Source organism: Tenacibaculum sp. SM2510, from assembly GCF_057002845.1.
Genome location: NZ_CP192703.1, coordinates 858515 through 884023, shown reverse-complemented (window position 1 = coordinate 884023; position 25509 = coordinate 858515). Strand labels below are relative to the sequence as shown.

The following is a 25509-nucleotide window of genomic DNA, read 5'->3' as shown; positions in this document are numbered from 1 at the left end:
GCATCATAGAGTATTTAATTTTTTCGATACCAATACGAAGTTCTACCAAAGGCAGCAAACCCAAGATAACCTCGTAGTTTTAATTTATTACTGCTTTCAAGTTTAATATAGCATTTGTACTCTTTTCCATTTTTAGGATCTAATATTTTACCACCGCTCCATTCGTCACCATCTTTTCCTAAACCAGTTAAAATATTCATTCCTAAAATTGGTGTGTCTTTACGTTTATCACTACATTCGGTGCATAAAGCATTTTGTCTATTCTTATCAGTAATTTCTATAATTTTAGCAAAAGCTTTTCCGCCTTTTTCATAAACTTCAATTACTGAATCTACCTTATTGGTTTCTTCATTGCGATTTTCCCATTTACCGAAAATAGTTTGAGCACTTATTGAAGAGCTAATAATTAATAAAAGTGTTAAAATAGTATTTTTCATTTTTGTGTATTTTTAAGATAAAAAATTAGTTTTCAAAAATTGTTCCAATTAATCGTATTGAGCATCAAAATTGTTATTCCATTTTCCTTGAACTCTTAATACTTGCTCTATAATGTCGCGAGCACAGCCATCTCCACCATTTTTATCAGAGATGTATTTAGATACTTGCTGAATTTCTCTAGCGGCATCATTAGGGCAACATGGCATTCCTACTAGCTTCATGACAGGGAAGTCAGGAATGTCATCGCCCATATATAAGACGTTTTCTGATTTTAAATTATATTTTTCAACTAATTCATTAAACTGCTTAATTTTATCATGTGCTCCCAAATAAATATCGGTAATACCTAAATTAGCTAAACGAGTACGAACACCTTCGTTCTTACCTCCAGAAATAATAGAAACCCTAAAACCAGCTTTTACTGCAGCCTTTAAAGCATATCCATCTTTAATATTCATTTGGCGAACTAATTGTCCGTCAGGAAAAACGGTTACGATTCCGTTAGTTAAAACGCCGTCCACATCAAAAATTAAAGTATCTATTTGAGGTAATATTTCTTTATAACTTTTTTCCATTGTTTTGGATTGATTTTGTAATAAGTTGATACATTTCTTGTTGTTCTTTGTTGAGTAATTCTAAATGATTTTGAATCGTTTTTTGATCGTTTCTTTTGGCAGGTCCTGTTTGAGCTTCTTCTGGATTTAAGGAAATAATTTTACTTGCTGTTTCCTGAATTAAAGGTTGTAATATTTCAAAAGGAACTTGATGTTCTTTACAAATATCTTCACCAATTTTATAAAAGTGGTTTGTAAAGTTGTTTACAAAAACAGCCGCTACATGTATTGCTTTGCGTTGTTCGGAATTAATAGAATATATTTTTTTTCCGATAGCTTTAGCTATTGTTATTAGCGTAGTTAAATCTTTCTTATTTTCAGCTTCTAAACAAAATGGAATTTCATTAAAATTAACAGCCTTGTCTTTAGAGAAACTTTGTAAGAGGTAAAAAACACCTTTTCTGCCTTTGTTTTCTAATGATTCTAAAGAAGCGCTTCCAGAAGTATGAACAATTAAGCTATTTTTTTTATTAATTTTTGATGAAACTTCAGTTATAGCGTCATCAGAAACAGCTATAATATAAACATCGGCGTCTTTTAGTAAACCTAAGTTATCTATTATGCTTACATCATGTTTTAAAAATGCAATTTGTTCAATATTTCTAGCATAGACTTGCACTAAAGAAACTTCTTTATTTTTATTAAAAGCACTTGCTAAGTGTGTTGCTACATTTCCGCCTCCAATAATGGCAATTCTAATCATAGGTACGAAGATATTGATATTTTATTTCAAAACGAAAATGGATTTAGTAAATTAGCTGCTAAATTTTGTAAAGATGAAAAAAAGTAGCCAACTAGGTATTAATACGATATGTACGCATGTAGGAGAAATTAAAGACGAGCAATTTAAAGGAGCCATTTCGCCTATATTCATGTCTACATCTTATGAGTTTGATGCGGTAGATGTAAAAAGATATCCACGTTCATTTAATACACCTAATCAACAGTATTTGTGTAAAAAAATAGCAGCATTAGAAAAAACAGAAGGCGCTTTAATTTTTGGATCAGGAATGGCGGCAATAAGCACTACAATGCTTGCTTTTTTACAAAAAGGAGATCATGTTATATTGCAAGAAACATTATATGGCGGTACTTATAACTTTGTAGTTGAGGAGTTTGATAAATTTGGAATTGAATATTCATTTACGAGTAGTTTGCATATAGCGGCGTTTAAAAAAGAAATAAAGCCTAACACAAAGGTTATTTTTATAGAAACTCCGTCAAACCCGTTATTAAAAATTGTTGATATTAAAGCTATTGCCGATCTGGCAAAGGAAAATAAGCTTATAACAATGATTGATAATACATTTGCGTCGCCAATAAATCAAACACCTGCTGATTTTGGTATTGATATTATGTTGCATTCGGCAACTAAATATATGGGCGGTCATTCTGATATTTTAGCGGGAGCAGTAGCTGCATCAGATAAGCATATTGATAGAATTTGGAATCTTGCAAAAAACTTAGGGGGAAGTTTAAGTGATTTTACAGTTTGGATGTTAGAACGTAGTTTAAAAACGTTAAATTTAAGGGTAAAGCATCAAAGTGAAAATGCTTTAAAAATGGCGACTTATTTAGAGAGCAATAAGCAAGTATCAAAAGTATATTATCCGGGTTTAAAATCTCATGAAAATCATGAACTAGCAGTTTCTCAAATGAAATACTACGGAGGGATGCTTTCTTTTGAGTTAAATGAAAATTTAAACGCGATGGATTTTATGAATAGGTTACAATTAATAAAGCCATCAATGAGTTTGGCAGGAATTGAAAGTACGATGTTAAGCCCTTCTGAAACTTCTCATTCTTTATTGTCAACCGAAGAAAGAGCAAGCCAAGGAATAAAGGATAACTTAATTCGTTTCTCAGTAGGTATAGAAGAAACAGAAGATTTAATAGAAGATATAGAGCAAGCTTTAAAATAATAAAATAGATGAAATTAAATATATTGGCGTTCGGAGCGCATCCAGATGATGTTGAGCTAGGTTGTGGCGCTACGATTGCGAAAGAAATATCATTAGGTAAAAAAGTAGGTATTGTAGATCTAACAAGAGGAGAGCTTGGTACAAGAGGTTCTGCTGACTTAAGGGACCTGGAAGCTGCAAAAGCAGCTAGTATTTTAGGAGTTTCCGTTCGTGAAAATTTAGGTTTTTCTGATGGTTTTTTTATTAATGATAAAGAACATCAGTTGGCAATTATAAAGATGATACGCAAGTATAGGCCAGATGTGGTATTATGCAATGCAATAGATGATAGGCACATTGATCATCCGAAAGGAAGTAAAGTGGTGTCTGATGCTTGCTTTTTAAGTGGTTTGATGAAGATTGAAACTGAGTTAGATGGTGAGCTACAAGAAAAGTGGCGACCAAAACAAGTATATCATTATATGCAATGGAAAAATATTGAGCCAGACTTTGTAATTGATGTAACTGGTTTTATGAATAAAAAAGAAGCTTCTGTTTTAGCATATAGTTCTCAGTTCTTTGATCCTAAAAGTAATGCCCCAGAAACACCAATAACAAGCAAAAACTTTACAGATAGTATAAATTATAGAGCAAAAGATTTAGGAAGGTTGATAGGGGTAGATTATGCAGAAGGTTTTACATCAGAACGTTACGTTGCTGTTGAAAATTTAAGTAAATTAATTTAAAAAAAAGTTTTGCAGATATCAGAAACTGTTATATATTTGCACCCGCAAGTTACATGGTGGTTGTAGCTCAGTTGGTTAGAGTATCGGTTTGTGGTACCGAGGGTCGCGGGTTCGAATCCCGTCTTCCACCCAAAAAGTCTTCTCATTAGAGAAGACTTTTTTAATTTACAGCAAAAAAAACTTCTCAATTATTTTTGAGAAGTTTTTCTGATTTTTAACCATTCGTCGTATTTGTCTTTATGTTTAAAGCGTTTGTGTGTCCATAAATAACACTCAGGTTGTTTGTTTATATTTCTCTCTGTTATTTCTAAAAAAGTATCTGTTATTTCAAAATTATCAAAATTCTTAGGAGAGTCAGTTATTAGTTCGAATTCTGTTTCAAAATATCCTCTTTTAATTTTAGTTGTATTCATGTTAACAACTATTAAGTCATATTTTTTAGCTAAAATTTCAGCTCCAGTATGTACCGGTACTTTCTCATTTAAAAAATGAGACCAGTATCTTGTTTTACGTACTTTTGGTGATTGATCGCTAAGTAAAATATAAAGAGTCTGTATTTTTTTAGCTTCTCTGTTGCTAATAGTTTTGTTAAATTCAATAGTAGGAACTCCTTCAAAGCCAAATTTAGTTCTTGAAGCTTTTATCTTTTTTTCAAAATAAGGATTTTGTATTTTAGTATACGCTCCGTAACAATTAATATTTAAGTATTTAGGCATAGCAAAGGCCCATTCCCAGTTGGCTTGGTGAGCGCCAACTAAAGCAATACTCTTTCCTTGTTTTGTTAATTCGTTTATCAATTCAGGATTTTTGTATTTGTATCTTTTAAGTATTTCTTTTTCACTAATGGTAAAAGATTTAATGCTTTCAAAAATTAAATCAACAAAGTGTCTAGAGAATTTTCTTGATAGTTTGTTTATCTCTTTTCTTTTTTTATCAGGAAAAGCAGTTGTTAAGTTACTGATAATAGTTTTTTTTCTATAGCCAATAATATGGTATAGTATAAAAAAGAAAAAGTCTGAAAATAAGTATAAGATTCCCATCGGTAATCTTGATAATAGCCAAATAAAAGGATAAGTAATGGCAAAGGTAAAAAACTTCATATTATAAATTTAAAAATGCAAATATCGTATTAAATTATCAATCATTTACTTTATTAACTTTTGATTATTTTTGTGGTTATAAATATACTATATGAGTCAAATTATTTTAATATTAATAGTTGTAAACGTTTTAGTGTCCTATAAAGGGTTTAATAATCTTGTTTTTTTTGATAGATACAAGTTTCAGGTACAAAAAATACTAGGTGGAGAAAAATTAAGAATGCTAACTTCGGGATTTTTACATGTGGATTGGATGCATTTAGGATTTAATATGTATGCTTTGTATCTTTTCGGAAAAGTAGTTGTTCTTAATTTCGGAACTCCTTATTTTTTGTTCATTTACGTTGGGAGTTTGGCTGCAGGGAGTATGTATTCATTATATCAACATAAAAAAGAATTATATTATAGTGCTGTTGGTGCTTCGGGAGCAGTATCGGGCGTTATTTTTTCGTCAATAATGTTGTATCCAGATATGGAGTTAATTATGTTGCCAATTCCTATTCCTTTGCCAGGGTATATTTTTGGTATTGGATATTTGTTGTATTCAATCTACGGAATGAAAAATCAGGTAGGTAATGTAGGTCATTCCGCACATTTAGGAGGTGCAATAGGTGGTTATGTATTAACATTACTATTAAGGCCAAGTGTAATAGGAAATAATACTTTAATGATCGGAATTATCGGAGCGATTATAGTAGGGTTATTCTTGTTTGGTGATAAATTAAAGAAGTAAAATAAAAAAGCCGAAACAAATGTTTCGGCTTTTTGAGCGAAAGACCAGGTTCGAACTGGCGACATTCAGCTTGGAAGGCTGACGCTCTACCAACTGAGCTACTTTCGCATTGGTAAATAAAGATTTTAGAGTCTATCTTTTAAAGACTTGGAGCGAAAGACCAGGTTCGAACTGGCGACATTCAGCTTGGAAGGCTGACGCTCTACCAACTGAGCTACTTTCGCATTGGTAAATAAAGATTTTAGAGTCTATCTTTTAAAGACTTGGAGCGAAAGACCAGGTTCGAACTGGCGACATTCAGCTTGGAAGGCTGACGCTCTACCAACTGAGCTACTTTCGCATTGGTAAAGATTGTTGCAATTTCTTGCTTTGCTTTTAAATAAAATAATTTCTATTGTAAAGCGGTTGCAAATATAAAATAGTTTATAGAATTTACAATGGTTTTTTACATAAAATTAATAAATTTTTTGATCTTCCTTCATAACTTTCACGAAATGAAAACCATAGATATCAAATACTTCATTGTGATAAAACTTAGGAAGCGTCCTATTATCAGTATAGGTGTTTAATTTGGTAGTTTTACGTCTTTCTACCTTCGTATATTCGTAAACCCATTTAAAAATAGCTTTCCTATATTTTTACCTCGTTAGGCTTCGTCAATAATAGGATGATCTGGTTCTATATTTTTTCTGAAGGAATGAGGGACACTGTGTCAATGACTAAAGATAATAATTAATAAATCATCATCAAAAAAGCCAACCTATTCGTAAGTGTTATAATTAGCGATTTCAAGAATACGTTCTCTTAGAAGTTAGTGAGAAATCGTTTAACTTATTTTTTTAGAGGTAGAATGATCAGTGTTTTTTTATAGGTCAGAAATTTATACTCATTCGTTGAAATTTAAGAAGAAGGTATAAAATTGAGTTTTTAAAATGTTAACTTGGGCAATGTAATTCCGAGTGATTAATACGCTGAAAAACTATTCTAAATTATATAACTATGAATATTAAAAAAGTAATAGCAGTAAGTTTATTAGGTGTATTAATAAAGGGAAGTCGTTTAATGATGTATCTAACGATAGTAATATAACGAAAGAATATAAAAAAGAATATTGAGCATGGTTTATTTCTGCTAAAAAAATTAGAGAAACCATTTATAAGAGTTTAAAGGATAAGAAATGATTAAGATTAAAGAAATAAAGGCTGAAGAAACGTATGAAATTAGATTAGCTATTTTACGTAATGAAATTGATTTACCTTATAAATTTAAAGAAGACTTTTATGAAAGCACTTTTCATTTGGGCGCCTATTATAAAAATGAGTTAGTAGGTATTGCTACTTTTATTCAGAATAGAATGGAAGATTTTGAAGAAGAGCAATATCAATTAAGAGGAATGGCAACAGTTTTAAAAGTAAGAGGGAAAGGTTTTGGAAAATACATGATTAAAGCTGCAAAAAATATTTTAAAGCAAAAAAGCACACTTGTTTTATGGTGTAATGCTCGAAAAGATGCAGTTTTATTTTACGAAAAGCTATCTTTTAGTAAAATAGGAGCAGAGTTTAATGTAGATAAAGTAGGACCACATTTTAAAATGTATACTGAAATTTAGGCATAAAAAAACTCAAACTGTTAAGTTTGAGTTTAGTAGCGAGAAGCAGATTTGAACTGCCGACCTCAGGGTTATGAATCCTGCGCTCTAACCAACTGAGCTATCTCGCCAATTGCGGCTGCAAATATAGAAGTTATTTATTTTTAAGCAACAAAAAAATGAAATTTTTTTTTAAAAAATAAAGATATATATTGCCACCTCAAGAAAAAAACAAATGAGTAAAGTAAAGTTCGAATTAGAGTTCCCTATACATGCATCACCAAGTATGTTATTTAATAGTTTAGCAACTCCTTCAGGATTAGAGGAGTGGTTTGCTGATAGAGTTAATTCTAGAGGGAAATTAATCACTTTTATATGGGATGACTCTGAGGAGGAAGCTAAAATTTTATCGAAAAAAAACAATGAACGTATAAAATTTAAATGGGAAGAAAGTGAAGATGATGAAAGTTATTTTGAATTTAGAATAGAAGTGGACCCTTTAACTAAAGATGTGGTAGTAATTGTTACCGATTTTGCAGATGATGATGAAGCTGTAGAAGAAGCAAAAATGTTATGGGAAAGCCAAATAGAAAGTCTAAAAAATAGTATAGGAGCGTAATTTTTTATATTAGATATTAAAAACTCGACATTTTGTCGAGTTTTTTTATGGCTGCTAATTACCTAAGCTGTAAATTTGCAATCAAATTTTTTGAAAGATGCTAAATTTTAACGGGAAAATAATATCAGAAAAAGAGTTACAATTATCTAATAATAATAGGGCCTTTAAATATGGTGATGCTATTTTTGAAACGGTAAGAGTACTTAACACTAAAGTTGTTTTTTTTGAGGATCATTATTTTAGGTTAATGGCGTCAATGAGAATGCTGCGTATGAAAATACCAATGGAGTTTACGTTAGAGTTCTTACAAGAAGAAATTTTAAAAACTACAAAAGAACTTGCGAAGGCAAACAATTACAGAGTTCGATTAACTGTTTATCGAAAAGATGGAGGGCTGTATAATCCGAAGTCTAACGAAATTGATTATTTAATAGAAGCATCTGAGTTTAGTTATGTGGAGAAATCTAGCTATAAAGTAGACTTATATAAAGATTTTTATAACTATTCAGGGTTGTTATCAACTATAAAAACTTCTAACAGAATGCTAAATACATTGTCTGCTATTTTTGCAGATGAAAATGATTTAGACAATTGTATATTATTAAATGAAAGAAAAGGGGTTGTTGAAGCAACCAACGGAAATATTTTTATAATAAAAGATAACGTAATAAAAACTCCGGCTTTAACAGAAGGATGTATAAAGGGAATTGTAAGAAAGAAAGTAATTGAAATTCTAGAGAAAAATCCAGAATATACTATTGAAGAAACTACAATTTCTCCATTCGAGTTACAAAAAGCAGATGAGGTTTTTATTACTAATGCGATTATAGGTATTCAATCGGTTACTAATTACCGTAAGAAAGAATTTATATCAGCTATAACCAATAAAATAAAAAGTAGTCTAAAGTTATTAACAATAACTGGTTAATTCATTTGAATATCACTTGGCGCATTAGCCCATATTTTATACTTGCCACCTCTTTGAAGAAGTTTTTCTTTCCACAAAATTTTATCGTTGGTTTTTAAGATATTTGTATAATCATTTTCAGAGATAAACCAAGAATCGGTTTTTAATTCTTCTTCTAATTGATCTGTTTCCCAACCAGAATACCCTAGAAAGAAACGTATGTCGGTTGATTTTAATTTTTTTTCTATTAAAATTTCTTTCAAAAGGTCAAAGTTACCTCCCCAATATATACCATTTGCTACTTCAATGCTATTCGGTATCAAATCAGGTACTTTATGTATAAAATATAAATTATCTTGTTCTACAGGCCCGCCTTGATATATTTTAAAATTACAATCTATCTCTGGTACTAAGTCACTGAGGACGTAATTTAAAGGCCTGTTTAGTATAAAGCCAACTGAACTCTTTAGTGTATACTCTGTTAATAAAATAATGGTTCGTTTAAAAGAACTATCATTTAAAATAGTAGGCTCTGCAATTAATAATCTGCCTTTTTCGGGTTTAAGTGCAACCATATATTTAGTTATTTATATTACTAAAATAGGTAAAATTTTAATAAAAATTTAACATAGTTGTTGAAATATATACTAAATAATTAAAAAAGTTTACATTTTTTCTAAAATATGAACAACTTCGTTGCGTTTTCTAACAGAAACAGGTATCGTAATTTTGTTTTTTAACACTAAATATCCTCCATCAGACTTAATGAACTCTTTGATATGCTGTATGTTAATTAAGTGGCTTTGATGTACTCTAATAAATTCAAACTCTTTTAACATGTCTGCAAAGTACTTAAGTGTTTTACCAACTAAAATTTTTTGATTATCGACTAAAAAGAACTCGGTATAATTATTATCGGACTTACAACGAACAATATCATCTAAACTTACAACAATAATTTTATCAGAAGTGCTTAATGAAATCTTTTTTGGGCGTAAATTAGGTTGTTTTATAGATTCTTGTAGCACACTTAATTGTTCTTTATCGGGTTTAATTTGAGTTTTAGCTTTATTAATAGCGTTAGATAAATCTTCGTTGGTATATGGTTTTAATATATAATCGATTGCAGCGAACTTAAAAGCTTTAATAGCGTGCTCATCACTTGCGGTAACAAAAATTATTTTTGATGATAAATTAGGGTGAATCTCAAGAACATCAAAACCAGTGCCGTCACCAAGCATAATATCTAAAAATAAAATATCAGGCTGTTTTTTTCTTAATAATATTGATGCTTCTACAACACTTTTCGCTGTACCGATTATTTCTATTTCTTTGTAGTTGTTTAAAATGTCGTTTTGTAACATTTCTAAAGCAGATGGCATGTCATCAACAATAATAGCAGTTAATTTACTCATGTTAAAAATCAGTTTTTAAAGGGATTCTAAAAGACACTTTTGTTCCGGTTATCTCATTTTTATAGGTGATTTCATCAATATTAAAAAAACTTTTTTTAGATAAAGATCTAATACGTTCTTCAGTGATTTTAATAGCAACTGAATTATGAGAACTAGCGTTGGTGTCTTTTTTTGATTGATGGATTCCTATACCGTTATCAATAATAGTACATATTAAAAACTGATTTTTAATAGAGAAATCAATCGTAATTTTACCTTCTGATGTTGTTTTAAAAGCATGTTTAATACTGTTTTCAACAAAAGGCTGAATTAGCATTGGCGGAATTAATATTTCTTCAGGATCTAGTTTTAAATCGGTAATGATTTCATATTTAAAAGTATTTGAACTCATCTGTTGTTCTAGCTCTATATAGTTTTTTAAGACTGATATTTCTTCGGTTAAACTAATTTCTTCTTGTCTAGAATTATGTAGAATTCCACGTAACAGCGTTGCGAATTTACTTATTGTTGTATTGAGATTTGCTGATTTTCCGGCAGTACCTAAAGCTTTAATCCCGTTTAAAACATTAAAAATAAAATGCGGATTCATTTGTAACTGCAAGGCTTTTTGCTCTAGCGATAATAAATGATTTTCTAACTGTAGTTTTTTAACTTTAGCTTTATTTTTAGCTTTAATTTTCCGAATATAAAGTAGAGTTATCACCGTTAAAAAAAAGAGTATTAAAGAGATACTTGTCCATATAAACCAGCTTCTTTCATAAATAGGTGTATCAATAAAGAATTGAAAATGTATTGGTTTGCTTATTTTTTTAGCGCTTTTAGATTGTACTGTAAAAGTATAGTTTCCGTAATTTAAATAAGGTAAATCAACGGTGTTTTTAGAAGTCCAATTACTAAATTCATCATTTAATTTATAGCGGTATAAAACATCTTTCGGATTGTTAATATTAACCGTTTTATAAGTAAATGAAATATGGTTTTTAGTAGGTTTTAATTGTAATGTTTTTTGATAATTGTTAATATCAATGCTGTCTAGCGGTTTGTAAACTACGTCAATATTTTGAAAGGTAATTACAGGGTTTTTTTCTGTAGCATTCTTTCCTTTTAATTTATATACACCTTTGTTTTTTGTGGCAATCCAAATATTTTTTTGCTGATCCTGAAAAACAGTATTTATTTTATTTGTTGTTAATGTATTGTATTTATTGATGTTTTTTTCGAAGTTCAAATTCTCATTAAGTATTTCAATTCCGTCGTTTTGGGAAATAATCCAAAATTGATTGTTAATAAACTTAATATCAATTATGTTTTTTAAAGAGCTTGTAATTGTCTGATCCTGGTCGTTATTAATTAATTTAATTCCGTTGTTATAAGTAGCTGCAACAGTCTTTTTTTTATGAAAGATAATAGAAGTGTAATTACCTAAATCTATTCTTTTTAAAAGAGTCGGGTTAATTAATTTATCTAATTTCCATAAACCTTTGTTGGTTGCAATCCAATAAAAAGAACCATCAAACTTTAAATCGTTTATTATGTTTAAATCAATCTGAAAATTAGTTCGAATATTAGAAAGGAAATCCTCACGAACTCTTAATATACCTTTATTTGTGCCTAAAAAAGTACCATGACTTGTAGTTAGTATACAGTTGATTTTTTTTTCATCAAAAGAACTAAATATATTATTACTTTTAATGCTTAATCCGTTATTACTACCAATATAAAGAGCGTTTTTTGTAGCAGTAACAACTGTTGTTTTATCAGTTATTAATCCGTCTTTTTCACTAAAGTTTATAAATTCATAACCGTCAAAACGAGAGATTCCTTTATTAGTAGTAAACCATAAATAACCAATTTCATCTTGTGTAATATCAGTAATAGTTAAACTAGGTAACCCATCATTTAAATTGTAGTTTTTTAGCGTGTTTAACTGTGTAAATGTATTTGTAACAGTTGATGAAAAAATAAAAATAAATAAATATTTAAGTAACTTCATAGTAACAAACTTAACCAATTTAAACGTCATCGCGATAAAGTATAAGAAGTAATCTTTTTAAGATAAATACAGCTACTTTATTAGCGATGACGTTCCCCTATATTAAATTATTTCATAGCGTATAAGCGCTTATTATTAGTGTCGGGTTTAATGTGTTCTAAATCGCCAAAAGGTTTTGTAAGTGGCTTTAATACACATAGCACAGATGTTTTTCCTTTAATAAGTAATTTACTATCTTTTATTTTATAGGTCCATCTAAATTTTTCAACAGGAATATTTAACTTATCCATGTCTTTCATTAAATCTTCATCATTAGCAATAAAATCCATTAATTCTTCTTGCATTACAAAAGTTGGAATTTCTTCATCTGAGTGTAAATAATCAACTTCTAAACTTACAGGTACACTAAACTGTTTTGTATATGGCTCGCCTATGTAACGCTCTCTTTCGTTTGTTAAAGCAGCAAACCAATCTATGTCTCTTTCCTTCGGATATTTTTTAGCAATTTCTTTTGATAAATCTACTTTTCCTGGTGAATTTGCTGTCGGATAAAATACGTAGTATGGTTCTGCTAAATAGTGATTCGTAAACTCGCCTCCGAATACATTAAAGTAAGGTGAAGCTACAACTTGCGGAACTTCATTCGTAGAAAAAGCTTGTTTTAAACTATTTAAAAGTGCTTCGTTTTTACCTAAGCCGTTTGAATGAAATACAATTTTAGTATTTATATTAATTCCCTTTTTTAGAGTAGGTAAATTCCCTTTAGAAATACTTTTTTGTAAAGATTCTGTTGTAATTTTTTCTCCGTTTACAACCGTTTCAAGATGCATACCTTTAAAAGGGTTACTATAGTTAACAATATGAATATCGCCGTACGGATTTTCAGTAGCGTTTTTATTCATCCACGTAATTATTTCTTCTAAAGAATATTCCTCATTTATAACACGGTATTTTTTGTCTTTAAAATAAACTCTAGCACTATCATAAAACTTACTATCGCTTTTATCATAACCTGCAATAAATACAATTGGTTCTCTTGAGTTTAAATTAATTTTGTTTACCGTTTCTTCTTTTTTAGCAATGTTTCCCAACTCTTGTGTGTTGCTTTTTTTTGTTTCATCACAGCTTGTAAATGTTCCGATTAGTAGTAGTAATCCCATTACTATTCCTACTTTTAAAATGTGTTGTTTCATAGGTTTTATTTTTAAGGTTATTATTTATTATTGTTGTAAAATGATGGTTACATTTTTTTCTAAATTAAAATTTGTAGATAATTTATTTAAAATGTTTGGCAAGTTCCTGTCACTAATCCATTGACCATTTTTTTGCTTCTCAACAGAAGCTATTAATCCGTTGTTGTTTATTTGTAGTTTTAAGCTATTATATTTGCTTAAATACATTTTTAATACTGATGAGTAATTGTTGTTTGACCACATAATTGTTGTTTTATATGATCAAAAGTAGGAAGGAAGTAAGGAGTAATTTTAAGCTAATTAGAATTCGTAGTAGATAAATTAGAATTCGTTAAAAAAGGAAAATATTATAAGCAAAGGGTCTTCATTAAAACTAGAAAACAACTAATAAAGTGTTATTTTTTATATGTTTAATAACTTATTTTTAACATAAGTAATCTCTTTAATTATTTCTTGTATTTTTATATAAAATGTAACAATTATAATTTATAAAAGAAATGATAAACGAGAAAGATATTTTTTTTGACGAAAAAGAAAAACAATCAAATAAGTTTAGAACGGAAATACTTAACATTGCAATTAATACTGAGTTTTTAATTTCAAAAATTTTGATTAATTTTTTAGGAGAAACTAAAGAAGTAAAAGAAAGTATAGAAAAATATTTGTTTTCTGATACATTAACCTTTGAAAAAAAAATTAACTTATTCAATTCTCTTCATAAAAAAAAAGTATTTATCGATACGACTGACAGCGTTAGATCTGATCTAGATTACCTGAAGAAAATAAGAAACTATATGGCACATTCAAAAGTAGCTATTGATTATAGAGATGTAAATAAATTAGATAGAATTAATTTACTTTTTCTTTCATTTACAGAAAGAAATGGAGAGGTTAAAATTAGAATAAACATTGATAATAATAAAGAAGATTTAAAAAATAATATATATAGCAACCATATGTTATTAAAGAGAAAAAATAACTTAAATAAAATATTAGGGAAAATATATAATGATTTAGTTAATTGTTAGTCTAATCATATTTAATCAAATAAACTATACAATTATTATAAACTGAGGGTAGAGTTCTTAATAAAATATCATTCTCAATTTTATCTACAGAATATAAACGTTCAATATTGTCACATTTCGGAGTAATTACTAATAAATCACCAGAAGTATATTGTAGTTTTTTATTGGGTAATTCTTCAATAAATACGTCAAACAAGGTACTTGCTTTTGGGGAGTATTTATTTAAGCCAAAAAGAAAAGAGGGTTTAAAGTATTTTAAATACTCAAACCCTCTTTTATAAATTAATACGACACATAAAATAGGATCATCATGGTTATTGTTAATGATCTTATTTATGTCGTTTTTATATTTGTTTAATAAGCTTTCTAGACTAGAAGTTACTAAGTCTTCTTTGTTTTTGAAAAAAGAATAAATTGTTTTTTTTGATATTCCAAGCTCACTTTATAAATCGTCTAAAGTCACGTGTTTACTGCCAAATTGGGTAAATTTAGAGATAGCGAATTCTAGCAACTGAGCTTTGGTAATCATTTTATACGAGCCATTAATTTATCTCCATCCGCCACCAAGTGCTTCATATAAATCAACAACAGACACTAGTTGTTGTAGTTGACTGTCAATAATATTAAGTTCTGCACTTAAGGCACTTTGTCTTGCGGTTAATAAATCTAAATAGTTAGCATAACCATTTTTAAGTAATTCTTCAGAGTTCGCTTCAGCTGTGCGTAAAGCTTCAACTTCATTTCTTCTGAATTCGAATTTCTTAACCTCAGACTCGTAACTAAATAGCGCATTAGATACTTCTGTACCTGCTATTAATAAAGTCTTTTTAAACTGAAGTAAAGATTGTTCTTGCTGTGCAATGGTAACTTCTTTTTGAGTTTTTAACTTTCTTTGATTAAAAAGAGCTTGTGTTAAGCCTCCAACAATGTTAGAAAATAGTGAATTAGCATTTAATAGATTACCTAATTCTAAACTTTGAAACCCTCCTGAAGCTGTTAATGTTAATGAAGGGTATAGGTTGCTTTTTGCTACGTTAGTTAACTCAAATGATTGTATTAAGTTATATTCGGCAGCCATTACATCGGGCCTGTTGCTAAGTAAAGTAGCTGGTACTCCTAATACAATATCTTGTTCTATTTTTTGAATATCAAGCGTGCTTCTTTTAAAACTTTTCGGTGCTTTACCTAAAAAAATACTTAAGGTATTTTCTGTTTTAAATATAGCAATTTCAATATCTATTTGTAATGCTTTTGCATTATTGTATTGTGCTATATTTTGATCGACAGCAACTTGTGTTACCTGACCAGCATCTTTTAAGGCTTTAATAGTTGTTACACTACTTTTTCTTGTAGCTATGCTTTGTTTTGTAATTTCTAATTGAGCATCTAAAGCAAGTAAGTTATAGTATGTGTTTGCTATACTAGAAATTAACTGGGTTTTTACAGCTTGATGTCCTGCTACACTTTTTAAGTATGCTGCTTGCGTTGCTCTTTTATTACTTCTTATTTTACCCCAAATATCTGCTTCCCAAGATAAGTTAGCGGTTAAATCAAACTGATCTGTAGATCTTTCACTTAAAAAAGCACCAAATTGTGTGTTTTTAGATTGATCTTGATGCGTCCATTTTGTACCTATACTTGCAGATGGAAAATAACCAGCCTTACCTTGTTTGGCGTAAGATTGTGCAGCTATTATTTGTTGTAAAGCAATACGAATATCTATGTTGTTTTGTAACCCCTCTTCTATATATTGCTGAAGATATTGGTCTTTAAATAATATTTTCCAAGATATATTTGCAATAGAAATACTATCTGCTGGTAAATTATCTGTTCTGTAAAGTGCTTCCGTTTCAGTATTTAAATCTGGTCTGGCGTAATCTTTAGCCACAAAACAACTTTGTAGTGTTAATACTACAATTAGTATTAAGGCTCCTTTGCTAAGATTTTTATATGTTTTATTACGTTTCATTTTTTTAGTCTTCAATAGTTTGTATTGCTGGTTTACCCGAAACTTTTTCTTGTAACCATTGGAATAGTATGAATAAGATAGGAATAACAAAGACTCCTAAAATAGTACCAATTAACATTCCTCCTGCGGCACCAGATCCAATAGAGTTGTTTCCTTCAGACCCAACACCTTTGGCTAATGCTAGTGGCATTAACCCTAAAATAAAAGCAAAAGAGGTCATTAAAATTGGACGTAGACGTGATTTTGCGCCATTAATTGCTGCATCAACAATACTTTCGCCATTTCTTCTTCTGGCTAAAGCAAATTCTACAATAAGTATGGCGTTTTTGGCGAGTAGTCCAATAAGCATAATCAGAGCAATTTGGAAATAAATATTATTTTCTAACCCTAAGAACTTAGTGCTTATATAGGCTCCAAATACACCAAAAGGTAATGACAATACTACAGCAAAAGGTAATAAGTAACTTTCGTATTGTGCACTTAATAAGAAATACACAAACAAAATACTTAATGCAAAGATAAAAGCTGTTTGGTTACCTGCATTAACTTCTTCACGTGTTAAACCAGAGTATGCAACAGAATAATTACTTGGTAATTTTGCAGCTTCTTCTTCAATAACTCTAATCGCATCTCCTGTACTAAATCCGTCATTAGTAGCTCCAGAAATCATGGTAGAATTAAATAAGTTAAAACGCGTAACTGATTGTGGTCCATATACACGTTTTAATTTTACAAACTGTGTAATAGGAGTCATTTCGCCAGATTCTGTTCGTACATACATGCTATTTAAAGCATCTTTATCTGCTCTGTCTTCTGGTAAGGCTTGAATATAAACTCTAAATTGTTTTCCGAATCTAGAAAAATCAGAAGCATAAATTCCACCAATATAACCTTGTAGTGTTGAAAATATACTTGTAACCGAAACTCCTTTTTCTTTCGCTAAAGGCACATTTACCTCCATTTCATATTGAGGATAATTTGTGTTAAAAGCTGAAGTTGCGTATTTGATTTCTGGGTGACTCATTAAGGCCATCGAGAAGTCTTTATTTGTTTTATCTAAATCTTTAAATTCTCCACCAAACTTATCTAATAAGTTTATTTCGAAACCAGATGAGTTACCAAAACCACGTATACTTGGTGGTGAAAAGAAAATAATATTAGCATCAGGAATTCCTGCGGCTACACCAAATAATTTTCCAGTGATGGCTTGTGATGAAAGAGAAGGATCTGTTCGATCTGCCCAATCTTCTAGTTTTATAATTCCAAAACCAAAGTTACTACCAGCTCCACTAATTAAACTTCTACCTTTAATAAAGTTAACCGCTACAACTCCTTCTAAACCTTCAATTTTATCGTATAATTTTCTAGATACTGCATCTGTTCTGTCTAAAGATGCTCCTGGTGGTAATTCGATATTTGCAAAAATAATACCTCTATCTTCACCCGGAACAAATCCTGTTGGAGTTGTAGATGAAGCCCAAAAGATTCCAACTACTGCAATAATTAATAATAAAACAGAGACGAATTTTCTTTTGTATAAAAATTGTAATGATTTACCATAGCGCTCTACAGTAGCACTAAACCCGCGATTAAATAATGTATAAAAACGTTTTAAAGGGCTTTTACCTTTTAATTCTTCATCTTCTTTATGTGTTTTTAATAATAAAGCACATAAAGCCGGACTTAAGGTTAAGGCGTTTACAGCAGAAATTAGAATTGCTATAATTAAAGTAACACCAAATTGCTCATAAAACACACCTGTTGGTCCTGTTACAAAAGTTACAGGAATAAATACAGCTGCCATTACTAAAGTAATAGATATAATAGCTCCTGAAATTTCATTCATGGCAGTTAGAGTTGCCTTTTTAGCATCTTTTTCACCTTCATCCATTTTAGCATGAACGGCTTCTACAACAACAATAGCATCATCTACCACAATACCAATAGCAAGAACTAAAGCGAATAGCGTTAATAAGTTAATTGAGTAGCCAAATACATTTAAGAAAAAGAATGTACCAATAATTGAAACAGGAACCGCAATAGCAGGGATTAATGTAGAACGGAAGTCTTGTAAGAAAATAAATACGACTAAGAATACTAGTAAAAAGGCTTCTAGTAATGTTGTAATTACTTTATCGATTGAAGCATTTAAGAATAAACTGGTGTCATAAGGAACAAATACATCTAAACCTTCAGGAAGATCTGCTTTTACTTGTTCTAAAGTAACTTTAATATTTTCAATAATTTCTTGAGCGTTAGATCCTTTGGTTTGAAAAATCCCCATAAAAACAGCGGGATTTCCTTTACTCATTGCGTTTGATGCATACGATTGCGCATCTAACTCAATAGTAGCAACATCTTTTAAACGTAAAAACTCTCCGTTACCTAAAGCTTTAATAACAATGTCGCTGTATTGAGCTTCGTCTTTAAAACGACCACTATAAGTTAATGTGTAAGAAAATGATTCCCCATTATTCTGACCTAAAGATCCTGCTGCTGCTTCTAAATTTTGTTCTGCAATCGCCACAGAAATATCTGAAGGTATTAAGTTGTAAGAGGCTAATTTTTCTGGATTTAACCAAATACGCATAGCATAATCTTGCTGTGAGAAAACACTAACATCACCAACACCACTAATACGTTGCATTGCCGGAATAACGTTAATTTTTAAGTAGTTCTGAATAAAAGTAGCATCGTAATTGTCGCTTTCAGAATACATAGAAATAAACATTAACGCACTCGTTTCTTGCTTCTGCGTTGTAATACCTGTTTGTATTACTTCTTGCGGCAATAAAGGTGTTGCTCTTGATACACGATTTTGCACGTTTACTGCAGCAATATCAGCATCAATTTCTTGATTAAAATATACGGTAATTTCTGCTGTACCGTTGTTTGATGCTGTAGAGGTAATGTAAGTCATTCCTTCTACACCGTTAATTTGTTCTTCTATAGGAACGATTACACTCTCTAATACGGTTTCTGCATTTGCACCTGTATAGTTGGCAATTACCTTTATTGTTGGTGGTGCAATATCAGGATATTCTTCTATCGGTAAGCTAGTTATACTAATAACTCCTAGCAACACTATAATAATAGAGATTACTGTCGAAAGAACGGGTCTTTCAATAAATGTTTTTAACATGACTAATATGTTTGGTTGTTATTTAATTTCTGAATAAAGTGGCGATAGGCGCAATGGCATCCTTAAAAGATGTTTCTTCTGGCGAGATTGTCATACCGTTTTTTAATTTTCCTATTCCAGAGATGATAATTTTGTCATTAGCATCTACACCAGAGGCAACAACATATAGATTATCTACTGTTCCTTTTATTTTTAAAATTGACGTTTCTACTTTATTGTTTTTACCAAGTTTAAATATCATGATGTTCCCTTGTTGCTCAAAAGTAGCCGTTTGAGGTACAACAATTGCATTTTTATATTCTATAGGAAATCTTATTTTTCCACTGTTACCGTTGGTTAAAATTTCTTTTGGATTGTTAAAAGAAGCTCTAATTTTGATTGTACCTGTATTTTGATTAATCTGACCTGTACTAGTTTGAATACGTCCTTTTTCTGAATATTCTTTTCCGTTAGCTAGAATCAAAGTTAAATCGGGAGAATTTTTAATACGTTCTGCTTTGTTTTGACCTTCAGAGCGCTGTAAATGATCTATGTATTGCGCTTCATTAAAACTAAAGAAAGCATATACTTGATCAATTTCACTAACTCTTGTTAATGGTTTTGCGTCGCTTGGGCTAATTAAGGCTCCTTCTCTAAAATTAATAGCTCCTACATAACCATCTATAGGACTTTTAATAGTTGCATAACCAATGTTAGCAGAAACACCGCTTAAATTTGCTTTTGCTTGTGCTAAGTTTGCTTTTGCAGTTTCTAATTGTACTGCGCTAATGATATTTTTTTCTACAAGAGGAATTAATTTATCAACTTCAACCTGAGCTACATTAACACGAGCTTTTGCAGCACCTGCATCTTGACTTAACGACTGTGTTTCTAATTTAAAAAGCCTTTGTCCTTTACGTACTTTTTGACCTTCGTCTACATATACTTTTTCTATATATCCAGCTGTTTTTGCTCGTACATCACTATTTACTATTCCTTCTATAGTTGCTGGGTAATCGGTGTAACCCGTTACTGTTTTAGTTTGTAGTTGAGATACAGGAAAGGGCAGTGGTGTTGCAGTTACAGTTGATTTGTTTTGCTTGTCGCTTCCACAACTCACAATTGCGAAGAATACACTTAGCGTTAATATGGTATATAATTTATTGTTTTTCATTTTGGGTAGTTTTATAAATCGAACTTTTGGTCTATTAATTTTGTTCTTAATTCTTCTATTGAAGCAGTTGCTCCGTCTATAAATTTTATATAATCATTATGAAAATTTAAATCAAATTTTTCATCTTTTTTATCAATTTTATGATTGTTTATGGTGTTTTTATATTCTTTGATCTCTAAGTGCAGTTCTTTTACTTCTTGCCATTCGCCGATAAGATTGTCTATATGTTGTAAAACAGAATCTTTATTAATGATAAAGTATTTTTTGCGATCACCTGTTTTTGTGAAATATGTTATTTTGTGTAAATCTTGTAAGTGATTAAGATGGGTAGAAATAGTACTCTTACTAGCGCAAAGAATCGTTACCATTTCCTCAAAAGTGGTTCCTTTTTTGCCGGTAAGAATTATATAAGCTAAAATACGAGCAGCTACAGGAGCTAGCTTTTCTCTGTTTTCTAAATGCACACCTAGTTTTTCTACTAATCGCATTTTTTCTTGGCAGATTTCTTTCATTATTTAATTTTATGAAAACTGTTTTTTGAAAGTAAATATCACTTTACAGTTAATTTCTATGCAAAGATAATGTATTAGTTCGGAACAAACCGAACAATACGAAGTTTGAATTTATTGCATCATAAATGTTATTTATAACTAAGTAATTTAGATCTGAATTATTAAAATATCGAAGCTATTATATTTAAATTTTCAAGCCTTCTCTTTAAGGGAATTATTCATGTATTAATTAGAAGTAAAAATAAATTATAGAAATATATTTAAAACAGGTTGTTGCTTAGTAACAATCAGTTTTAATTTGATTTGCTTTTAGAAAAGTACTTAACGGAGTATTTAATTTATTTAAAGAAATTTTTTCTAAAATAGTTAAAACACCATTCATCATACTAATAGAGCCACAAATCATAATTGTTCCATTATTTTTTAATGTTGATGCAATTAAGGCTTGTTCTTTTAAAATAAGATCTTGTACATATTCTTTATTTTGCTCTTGCGAGTAAGTAATATGAATATTTTCTTCATTTAAATTTGTTAAAAACGGAGCATACATCTTTAAAGATTCTTTAGTTCTTGCCCCCCAAAATAAATGAGTTTTTAAAGGATTGTGTAACATTCCTAAAAAAGGAGCAATACCTGTTCCATTGGCTATTAGAATTGTGTTTCGTGAATTTTTAGAGAAATGAAATTCTTTATTTTTTTCAATTCTAGCAAGTAAAGTATTTGCTGTTTTAAGGTTGAAAAGTAAATTTGAACAAACACCTAATTCGTGTTTTTTTATACTTAATAAAATATCCTTATCAATTTTACCTATAGAATATAAGCGTTTAACGTTATCATTTTTAGGAGTGATAGCTAGTAAATCACCCGATGAAAAGCGCATTTTTTTAAGAGGTCTTAAACGGATTAAAAAAGAAGCATCTGTATTTAATTCAGTAGTGTTTATTACCGAAAAAGCTTGCTGCTTTTTAGGTTTAACTAGTTTTTGTTTTAGTTGTAAGTCGATATTTGTTTTTTGACCCCATTGTATTCCCCAGGTTTTAAAATCATTAAAATTTTGATTGTTAATTTTATAAAGAGGTAAAGTAGGAGAGAAGTGCTTTTCCTTTTTTAATACGTTATCAATTTCAATAGCAAACTTGCAATATTCAGGATATGCTAATGAGCCAAAACCAACTACAGCATAGTTTATGGGATTTGGCTGTTTAATTTTTTCTGCTAATGTTAAGAAGTTATTTGCATTTGAAGGAGGTTGTCCTTCGCCATAAGTTGCCGTCAAAACAATTAATTGGGTGGCTTTATTATAATATGTGTAGTTCTTTAAATGGTCTATAAAAACTGATTTTTTATCAGTAATTAAAGCATCATATAAAGAAGACGCAATACTAAAAGTACTGCCTGTTTCTGAGCCAACTAATATAATAATTTCTGAATTTTCTTTTTTAAACTTGTTCTTAGGTAATGAACTTTTACGTTTTCTTTCTAACGTCATTGCAAAACCAGAATAGATGAAAAATAAAATAGCAAGACAGGATAAAAGTAGCATTATTGACCAAATAATAGTGCCACGACCGGTATGTAAAAACAAACTCCAATCGGACAGTATTTGTGTTGAATGTAATTTTTTTGCACTAATAATTTCACCAGAATATTGATGAATAATCAATTCTTTGGTTTTTAATTTTAAAAAAAAATAATCTTCGGCATCGTCAGAAAAAGGAAATTCAATACTTTTAACTTCATTTAATTGAATATTTTTAAAGATTGAAAACTCCTCAGCGGCAATTTTTTTATCCGAAGAAATCGCTGAAAAATCAAAAGTATGCTTAATGTTGTTTTCTGGTAAAAGAGAAAATTTTTCTAGAGATAAGTATACAGCGGTTACTGTAATTATTAATATAGGAATTAAGGTAAATCGACCAATAATTACGTGATAATATTGATTAAAACCTTCCTTAACAACTTTAGTGAAGAAACGTATAATTCCGCCTTGCCTTTTAATGATAAGAATGCTTCCTGTAATAGTAATTAGCAATAGTAGGAAAGAGAAAAACCCAACTAAAAAACGACCGGTAGATTTTAAAAATAAAGAACGATGTAAATTGGTTGTCCATTTAAAAATAGTTGCTTTAGAAACAACACTACTTATTTTTTTACCTGTAATAGGATTAATGTAAAACGTTTCAATTTTTCCGTTTTTGGTAATTACGGCAGCGGTAACAAAATTATGTTCATTAACATCTAGAGTAATTACCTCTTTGTACTCTTTTTTTAAAGAAGAAATTGTTTGAGATATAGAAACATTATCAGTAGCTATTGCATACGGTTTTAATTGATTAGATATCGGTTCGAAACTTAAAATTATACCGGTTACAGCAGCAATAAGTATAAAAATAGATGAAGATATAGCCAGTGTTAAATGGCTATACCTCCAAACAGAAGTAGTTAATTTCATTAAATATTATTTTACTAATTATTGCGGAATCATGCGGATGTAACGTATAAATCCTTTTCCTTCAACCTTGGTTTTTACGTTTTCTGTAGTAAGTTCAAATTCAACATCATCTTTATAATATTCTTGATCTTCTACGGCAGATTCAAATCTAATTTTATAACCTTTATTTAATTTGCTTTCCGGAATTTTAAGAATACTAATAGTTCTATTACCTCCACTAACAGTAGCTCCTGTTATCGCATCTATATCGGCTCTTTTTGTACCTTGAAACTTCCACCATTCTGTTATATCCGAATACCAATCTTCATCATCACCTTGTACATATAGCGTTTTTTCATATTCGCCATCTGGGTTTAATAAAGAAACTGTAATGTAAGCACCTTCGCCTGTATAATTTTTTAATTGAATCATACATTTATAAGTAGCATCATCAGAAGTGGTAAAAGCCATCGTTCCGAAAGCCAAGAATAAAATTATAAGTGTTTTTTTCATGTTATTTATGTTTAATTACTTGTGTTTATTTTAAAAAACTGATATCGGTGTTTTTTAGGTTTTCATTTTCTTTAGCTAAATCATATAAAGTTTCATCAAAATCTGTTTTTACATTTTTATCTGCTCCTTTGCTAAGTAAATGTTTTATGATTTTATGATTTTTAGCAATTAAAACAGCTTCCTGTAATGCTGATAATCCTTTTTTGTTTTTAGCATTGATATCAATTTTATAATCAGCTATAAAATTTAGCATAGCAATACTTTGTTTTTTAACAGCTAGATGAAATAACGTATTTCCGTCTTTTTGTATCTCTTCAACATTTAAACCTTTAGTTTTTAAAAGACGTAATTTTTGTTGAAATTCTGCTGTTTTTTTAGCATTGAAAGTTTTAAATAAGTAATAGTTAAGGTTATTACCTTTGGCGTCAACAATAGTAGTTTTGGCTCCTTTTTCTAATAAAAATTTAACAACCTCTAAACTGTTGCTTAAGCTATTTGTAAGGGCAGATTTTCCTTCTTTATTAGAGTGATTAATGTTTTTAGTTTTTGAAGCTAATAGCTTAATTACCTCTAAAGAGTTTCTTCTAGATGCATTTACTAAGGGAGTATTTCCATTAACATCAGCTTTATTAATAGCTATTCCTTTTGATATAAAGTAATTTAAAGTAGCGATGTCTTTATTTCCATAAGCTAAATTATGAATAAGATTTTTACCTTCGTTATTAGTTATGTTAGGGTTGATGCTTAAGTTTTCTAAATATTTAAAAAAATCTAAAGAATTGTAACCACTTCTAGAGCCTCTTGAAGCTAACAAAAATGCATTTCCACCATTTTTATTTAGGTTTTTATATGGAATTCCTTTTTTTAATAATAATTCAGCTATTTTTTTATTACCATTTTTGGCAGCATAATTAAACGCTCCGTTACCATCATTATCTAAACTAGTAAGAGATAATCCTTTTGAAGTAAAATAATCAACCAAGGCGAAATCTTTTAAATTAGAAATTACTAGTAACAACGCATTAGCACCATTTTCGTTTACATCATTTTTAATATCGATACCGTTTTTAATTAGTACATCGTATATTTTTGTGTTGGTTTGCCCTGCTGCCGCAGCAAAAGTTAACGGTGAAAAATTATGAGAATCTTTTAAATCTAGTCGCGCTTTATTATCAATAAGATGTTTAACTAATTCTAAATTTCCTTTATAAGCAGCCCAAAAAACGTAAGTTCTTTTATCGTGTGTTAGCTTATTTACATCATTACCTTTTTGTTTAAGAAGGTGTTTTATGGTACTATTTGGTGTTTCTGCTAAAATTGCATTGACAACAGCATCAAATCCATTAGATGTTAATGCGCTAGGATTGTTGTTTTCTTTTATTTTTTGATCAATAATAGCAACAGTTGGTTTTGTTTTCCAGAAATCACGATCTAAAAAAACGTTTTTTGTTTGTGCTTGTAGCATACTTGCAATGAAAACAAGTATAAATGTAAATTGTAATTTTTTCATGTGT

23 protein-coding genes and 5 tRNA genes are annotated in these 25509 nt (G+C 29.8%); 8 read left to right on the top strand and 20 right to left on the bottom strand.

Features of this window, described 5'->3' with window-relative positions:
• Positions 1-14: 14 nt before the first annotated feature.
• The 3 genes from ACQ629_RS03935 to ACQ629_RS03925 are packed head-to-tail and all read right to left on the bottom strand — an operon-like array spanning position 15 to position 1755.
• The gene (locus ACQ629_RS03935; protein WP_483706643.1) at positions 15-437 is read right to left on the bottom strand and encodes a DUF2147 domain-containing protein; all 423 of its coding nucleotides are present in this window, start codon (positions 435-437) and stop codon (positions 15-17) included.
• Between the two features lie 48 nt (positions 438-485).
• Entirely contained in the window at positions 486-1013 is a 528-nt protein-coding gene (locus ACQ629_RS03930) for a KdsC family phosphatase (RefSeq protein ID WP_483706642.1), read from the bottom strand.
• Positions 997-1755 (bottom strand): Rossmann-like and DUF2520 domain-containing protein, encoded by a 759-nt coding sequence (locus tag ACQ629_RS03925; RefSeq protein WP_483706640.1) that lies wholly within the window; start codon positions 1753-1755, stop codon positions 997-999. Before ACQ629_RS03925 ends, ACQ629_RS03930 begins: the two co-directional genes overlap by 17 nt.
• 73 nt (positions 1756-1828) lie before the next feature.
• Here ACQ629_RS03925 and ACQ629_RS03920 point away from each other — a divergent pair, with 73 nt between their 5' ends.
• The 3 genes from ACQ629_RS03920 (at position 1829) to ACQ629_RS03910 (ending at position 3830) form a co-directional block, all read left to right on the top strand.
• Complete coding sequence (locus tag ACQ629_RS03920) at positions 1829-2974, top strand: trans-sulfuration enzyme family protein (RefSeq protein ID WP_483706639.1); 1146 nt, start codon at positions 1829-1831, stop codon at positions 2972-2974.
• 8 nt (positions 2975-2982) lie between these two features.
• Positions 2983-3699: a bacillithiol biosynthesis deacetylase BshB1 gene (gene bshB1, locus ACQ629_RS03915; RefSeq protein ID WP_483706638.1), complete on the top strand. Its 717-nt coding sequence runs from the start codon at positions 2983-2985 to the stop codon at positions 3697-3699.
• Positions 3700-3754: 55 nt separating this feature from the next.
• Positions 3755-3830 (top strand) — tRNA-His (locus ACQ629_RS03910).
• A 57-nt stretch (positions 3831-3887) separates the two neighbouring features.
• Here ACQ629_RS03910 and ACQ629_RS03905 read toward each other — a convergent pair.
• Positions 3888-4799, bottom strand: coding sequence for a lysophospholipid acyltransferase family protein (locus ACQ629_RS03905; RefSeq protein WP_483706636.1), 912 nt, complete (start codon positions 4797-4799; stop codon positions 3888-3890).
• 91 nt (positions 4800-4890) lie between these two features.
• On the opposite strand from ACQ629_RS03905, the gene ACQ629_RS03900 reads away from it, so the two are divergent.
• A complete protein-coding gene (locus tag ACQ629_RS03900; RefSeq protein WP_483706635.1) occupies positions 4891-5532 on the top strand; it encodes a rhomboid family intramembrane serine protease in 642 nt (213 codons plus the stop codon).
• Positions 5533-5567: 35 nt separating this feature from the next.
• Here the strand turns inward: ACQ629_RS03900 and ACQ629_RS03895 are convergent.
• The 3 genes from ACQ629_RS03895 to ACQ629_RS03885 form a co-directional block, all read right to left on the bottom strand.
• Positions 5568-5640 (bottom strand) — tRNA-Gly (locus ACQ629_RS03895).
• A 40-nt stretch (positions 5641-5680) separates the two neighbouring features.
• Positions 5681-5756 (bottom strand) — tRNA-Gly (locus ACQ629_RS03890).
• A 40-nt stretch (positions 5757-5796) separates the two neighbouring features.
• Positions 5797-5872: transfer RNA gene (locus ACQ629_RS03885), tRNA-Gly, on the bottom strand.
• Positions 5873-6709: 837 nt separating this feature from the next.
• Between ACQ629_RS03885 and ACQ629_RS03880 the strand changes: the two genes are divergently transcribed.
• A complete protein-coding gene (locus ACQ629_RS03880) occupies positions 6710-7141 on the top strand; it encodes a GNAT family N-acetyltransferase (RefSeq protein ID WP_483706633.1) in 432 nt (143 codons plus the stop codon).
• Positions 7142-7177: 36 nt separating this feature from the next.
• Here the strand turns inward: ACQ629_RS03880 and ACQ629_RS03875 are convergent.
• A tRNA-Met gene (locus ACQ629_RS03875) sits at positions 7178-7251 on the bottom strand.
• Positions 7252-7355: 104 nt separating this feature from the next.
• Here ACQ629_RS03875 and ACQ629_RS03870 point away from each other — a divergent pair.
• Both ACQ629_RS03870 and ACQ629_RS03865 read left to right on the top strand, forming a co-directional pair.
• Positions 7356-7739: an START-like domain-containing protein gene (locus tag ACQ629_RS03870; protein WP_483706632.1), complete on the top strand. Its 384-nt coding sequence runs from the start codon at positions 7356-7358 to the stop codon at positions 7737-7739.
• A 97-nt stretch (positions 7740-7836) separates the two neighbouring features.
• A complete protein-coding gene (locus tag ACQ629_RS03865) occupies positions 7837-8667 on the top strand; it encodes an aminotransferase class IV (protein WP_483706631.1) in 831 nt (276 codons plus the stop codon).
• Here the strand turns inward: ACQ629_RS03865 and ACQ629_RS03860 are convergent.
• The 5 genes from ACQ629_RS03860 to ACQ629_RS03840 form a co-directional block, all read right to left on the bottom strand.
• Entirely contained in the window at positions 8664-9221 is a 558-nt protein-coding gene (locus tag ACQ629_RS03860) for a YqgE/AlgH family protein (protein ID WP_483706630.1), read from the bottom strand. The genes ACQ629_RS03865 and ACQ629_RS03860 overlap by 4 nt on opposite strands.
• Before the next feature lie 90 nt (positions 9222-9311).
• The gene (locus ACQ629_RS03855) at positions 9312-10061 is read right to left on the bottom strand and encodes a LytR/AlgR family response regulator transcription factor (RefSeq protein WP_483706629.1); all 750 of its coding nucleotides are present in this window, start codon (positions 10059-10061) and stop codon (positions 9312-9314) included.
• A gap of 1 nt (position 10062) precedes the next feature.
• Positions 10063-12054: a sensor histidine kinase gene (locus tag ACQ629_RS03850; protein WP_483706628.1), complete on the bottom strand. Its 1992-nt coding sequence runs from the start codon at positions 12052-12054 to the stop codon at positions 10063-10065.
• Between the two features lie 107 nt (positions 12055-12161).
• Positions 12162-13247 carry a hypothetical protein gene (locus tag ACQ629_RS03845; RefSeq protein ID WP_483706627.1) on the bottom strand — a complete coding sequence of 362 codons (1086 nt, stop codon included), beginning with the start codon at positions 13245-13247 and terminating at the stop codon, positions 12162-12164.
• Positions 13248-13274: 27 nt separating this feature from the next.
• Positions 13275-13490 (bottom strand): hypothetical protein, encoded by a 216-nt coding sequence (locus ACQ629_RS03840; RefSeq protein ID WP_218773421.1) that lies wholly within the window; start codon positions 13488-13490, stop codon positions 13275-13277.
• Positions 13491-13744: 254 nt separating this feature from the next.
• On the opposite strand from ACQ629_RS03840, the gene ACQ629_RS03835 reads away from it, so the two are divergent.
• Positions 13745-14275 (top strand): hypothetical protein, encoded by a 531-nt coding sequence (locus tag ACQ629_RS03835; RefSeq protein WP_483706626.1) that lies wholly within the window; start codon positions 13745-13747, stop codon positions 14273-14275.
• 547 nt (positions 14276-14822) lie between these two features.
• Here the strand turns inward: ACQ629_RS03835 and ACQ629_RS03830 are convergent.
• The 7 genes from ACQ629_RS03830 to ACQ629_RS03800 all read right to left on the bottom strand — a co-directional run bounded on the left by ACQ629_RS03830 (position 14823) and on the right by ACQ629_RS03800 (position 25505).
• Positions 14823-16244 (bottom strand): efflux transporter outer membrane subunit, encoded by a 1422-nt coding sequence (locus tag ACQ629_RS03830; protein ID WP_483706625.1) that lies wholly within the window; start codon positions 16242-16244, stop codon positions 14823-14825.
• 4 nt (positions 16245-16248) lie between these two features.
• Positions 16249-19386, bottom strand: a complete 3138-nt coding sequence (locus ACQ629_RS03825; RefSeq protein ID WP_483706624.1) for an efflux RND transporter permease subunit — start codon at positions 19384-19386, stop codon at positions 16249-16251.
• A gap of 22 nt (positions 19387-19408) precedes the next feature.
• Positions 19409-20539, bottom strand: coding sequence for an efflux RND transporter periplasmic adaptor subunit (locus ACQ629_RS03820; protein ID WP_483706623.1), 1131 nt, complete (start codon positions 20537-20539; stop codon positions 19409-19411).
• A gap of 11 nt (positions 20540-20550) precedes the next feature.
• Positions 20551-21051, bottom strand: a complete 501-nt coding sequence (locus ACQ629_RS03815) for a GbsR/MarR family transcriptional regulator (protein WP_483706622.1) — start codon at positions 21049-21051, stop codon at positions 20551-20553.
• Between the two features lie 277 nt (positions 21052-21328).
• Positions 21329-23503 (bottom strand): PepSY domain-containing protein, encoded by a 2175-nt coding sequence (locus ACQ629_RS03810; protein ID WP_483706621.1) that lies wholly within the window; start codon positions 23501-23503, stop codon positions 21329-21331.
• Between the two features lie 18 nt (positions 23504-23521).
• Positions 23522-23995 carry a DUF2271 domain-containing protein gene (locus ACQ629_RS03805; protein WP_483706620.1) on the bottom strand — a complete coding sequence of 158 codons (474 nt, stop codon included), beginning with the start codon at positions 23993-23995 and terminating at the stop codon, positions 23522-23524.
• A 25-nt stretch (positions 23996-24020) separates the two neighbouring features.
• Positions 24021-25505 carry an ankyrin repeat domain-containing protein gene (locus tag ACQ629_RS03800; protein WP_483706619.1) on the bottom strand — a complete coding sequence of 495 codons (1485 nt, stop codon included), beginning with the start codon at positions 25503-25505 and terminating at the stop codon, positions 24021-24023.
• Between the last annotated feature and the right edge of the window lie 4 nt (positions 25506-25509).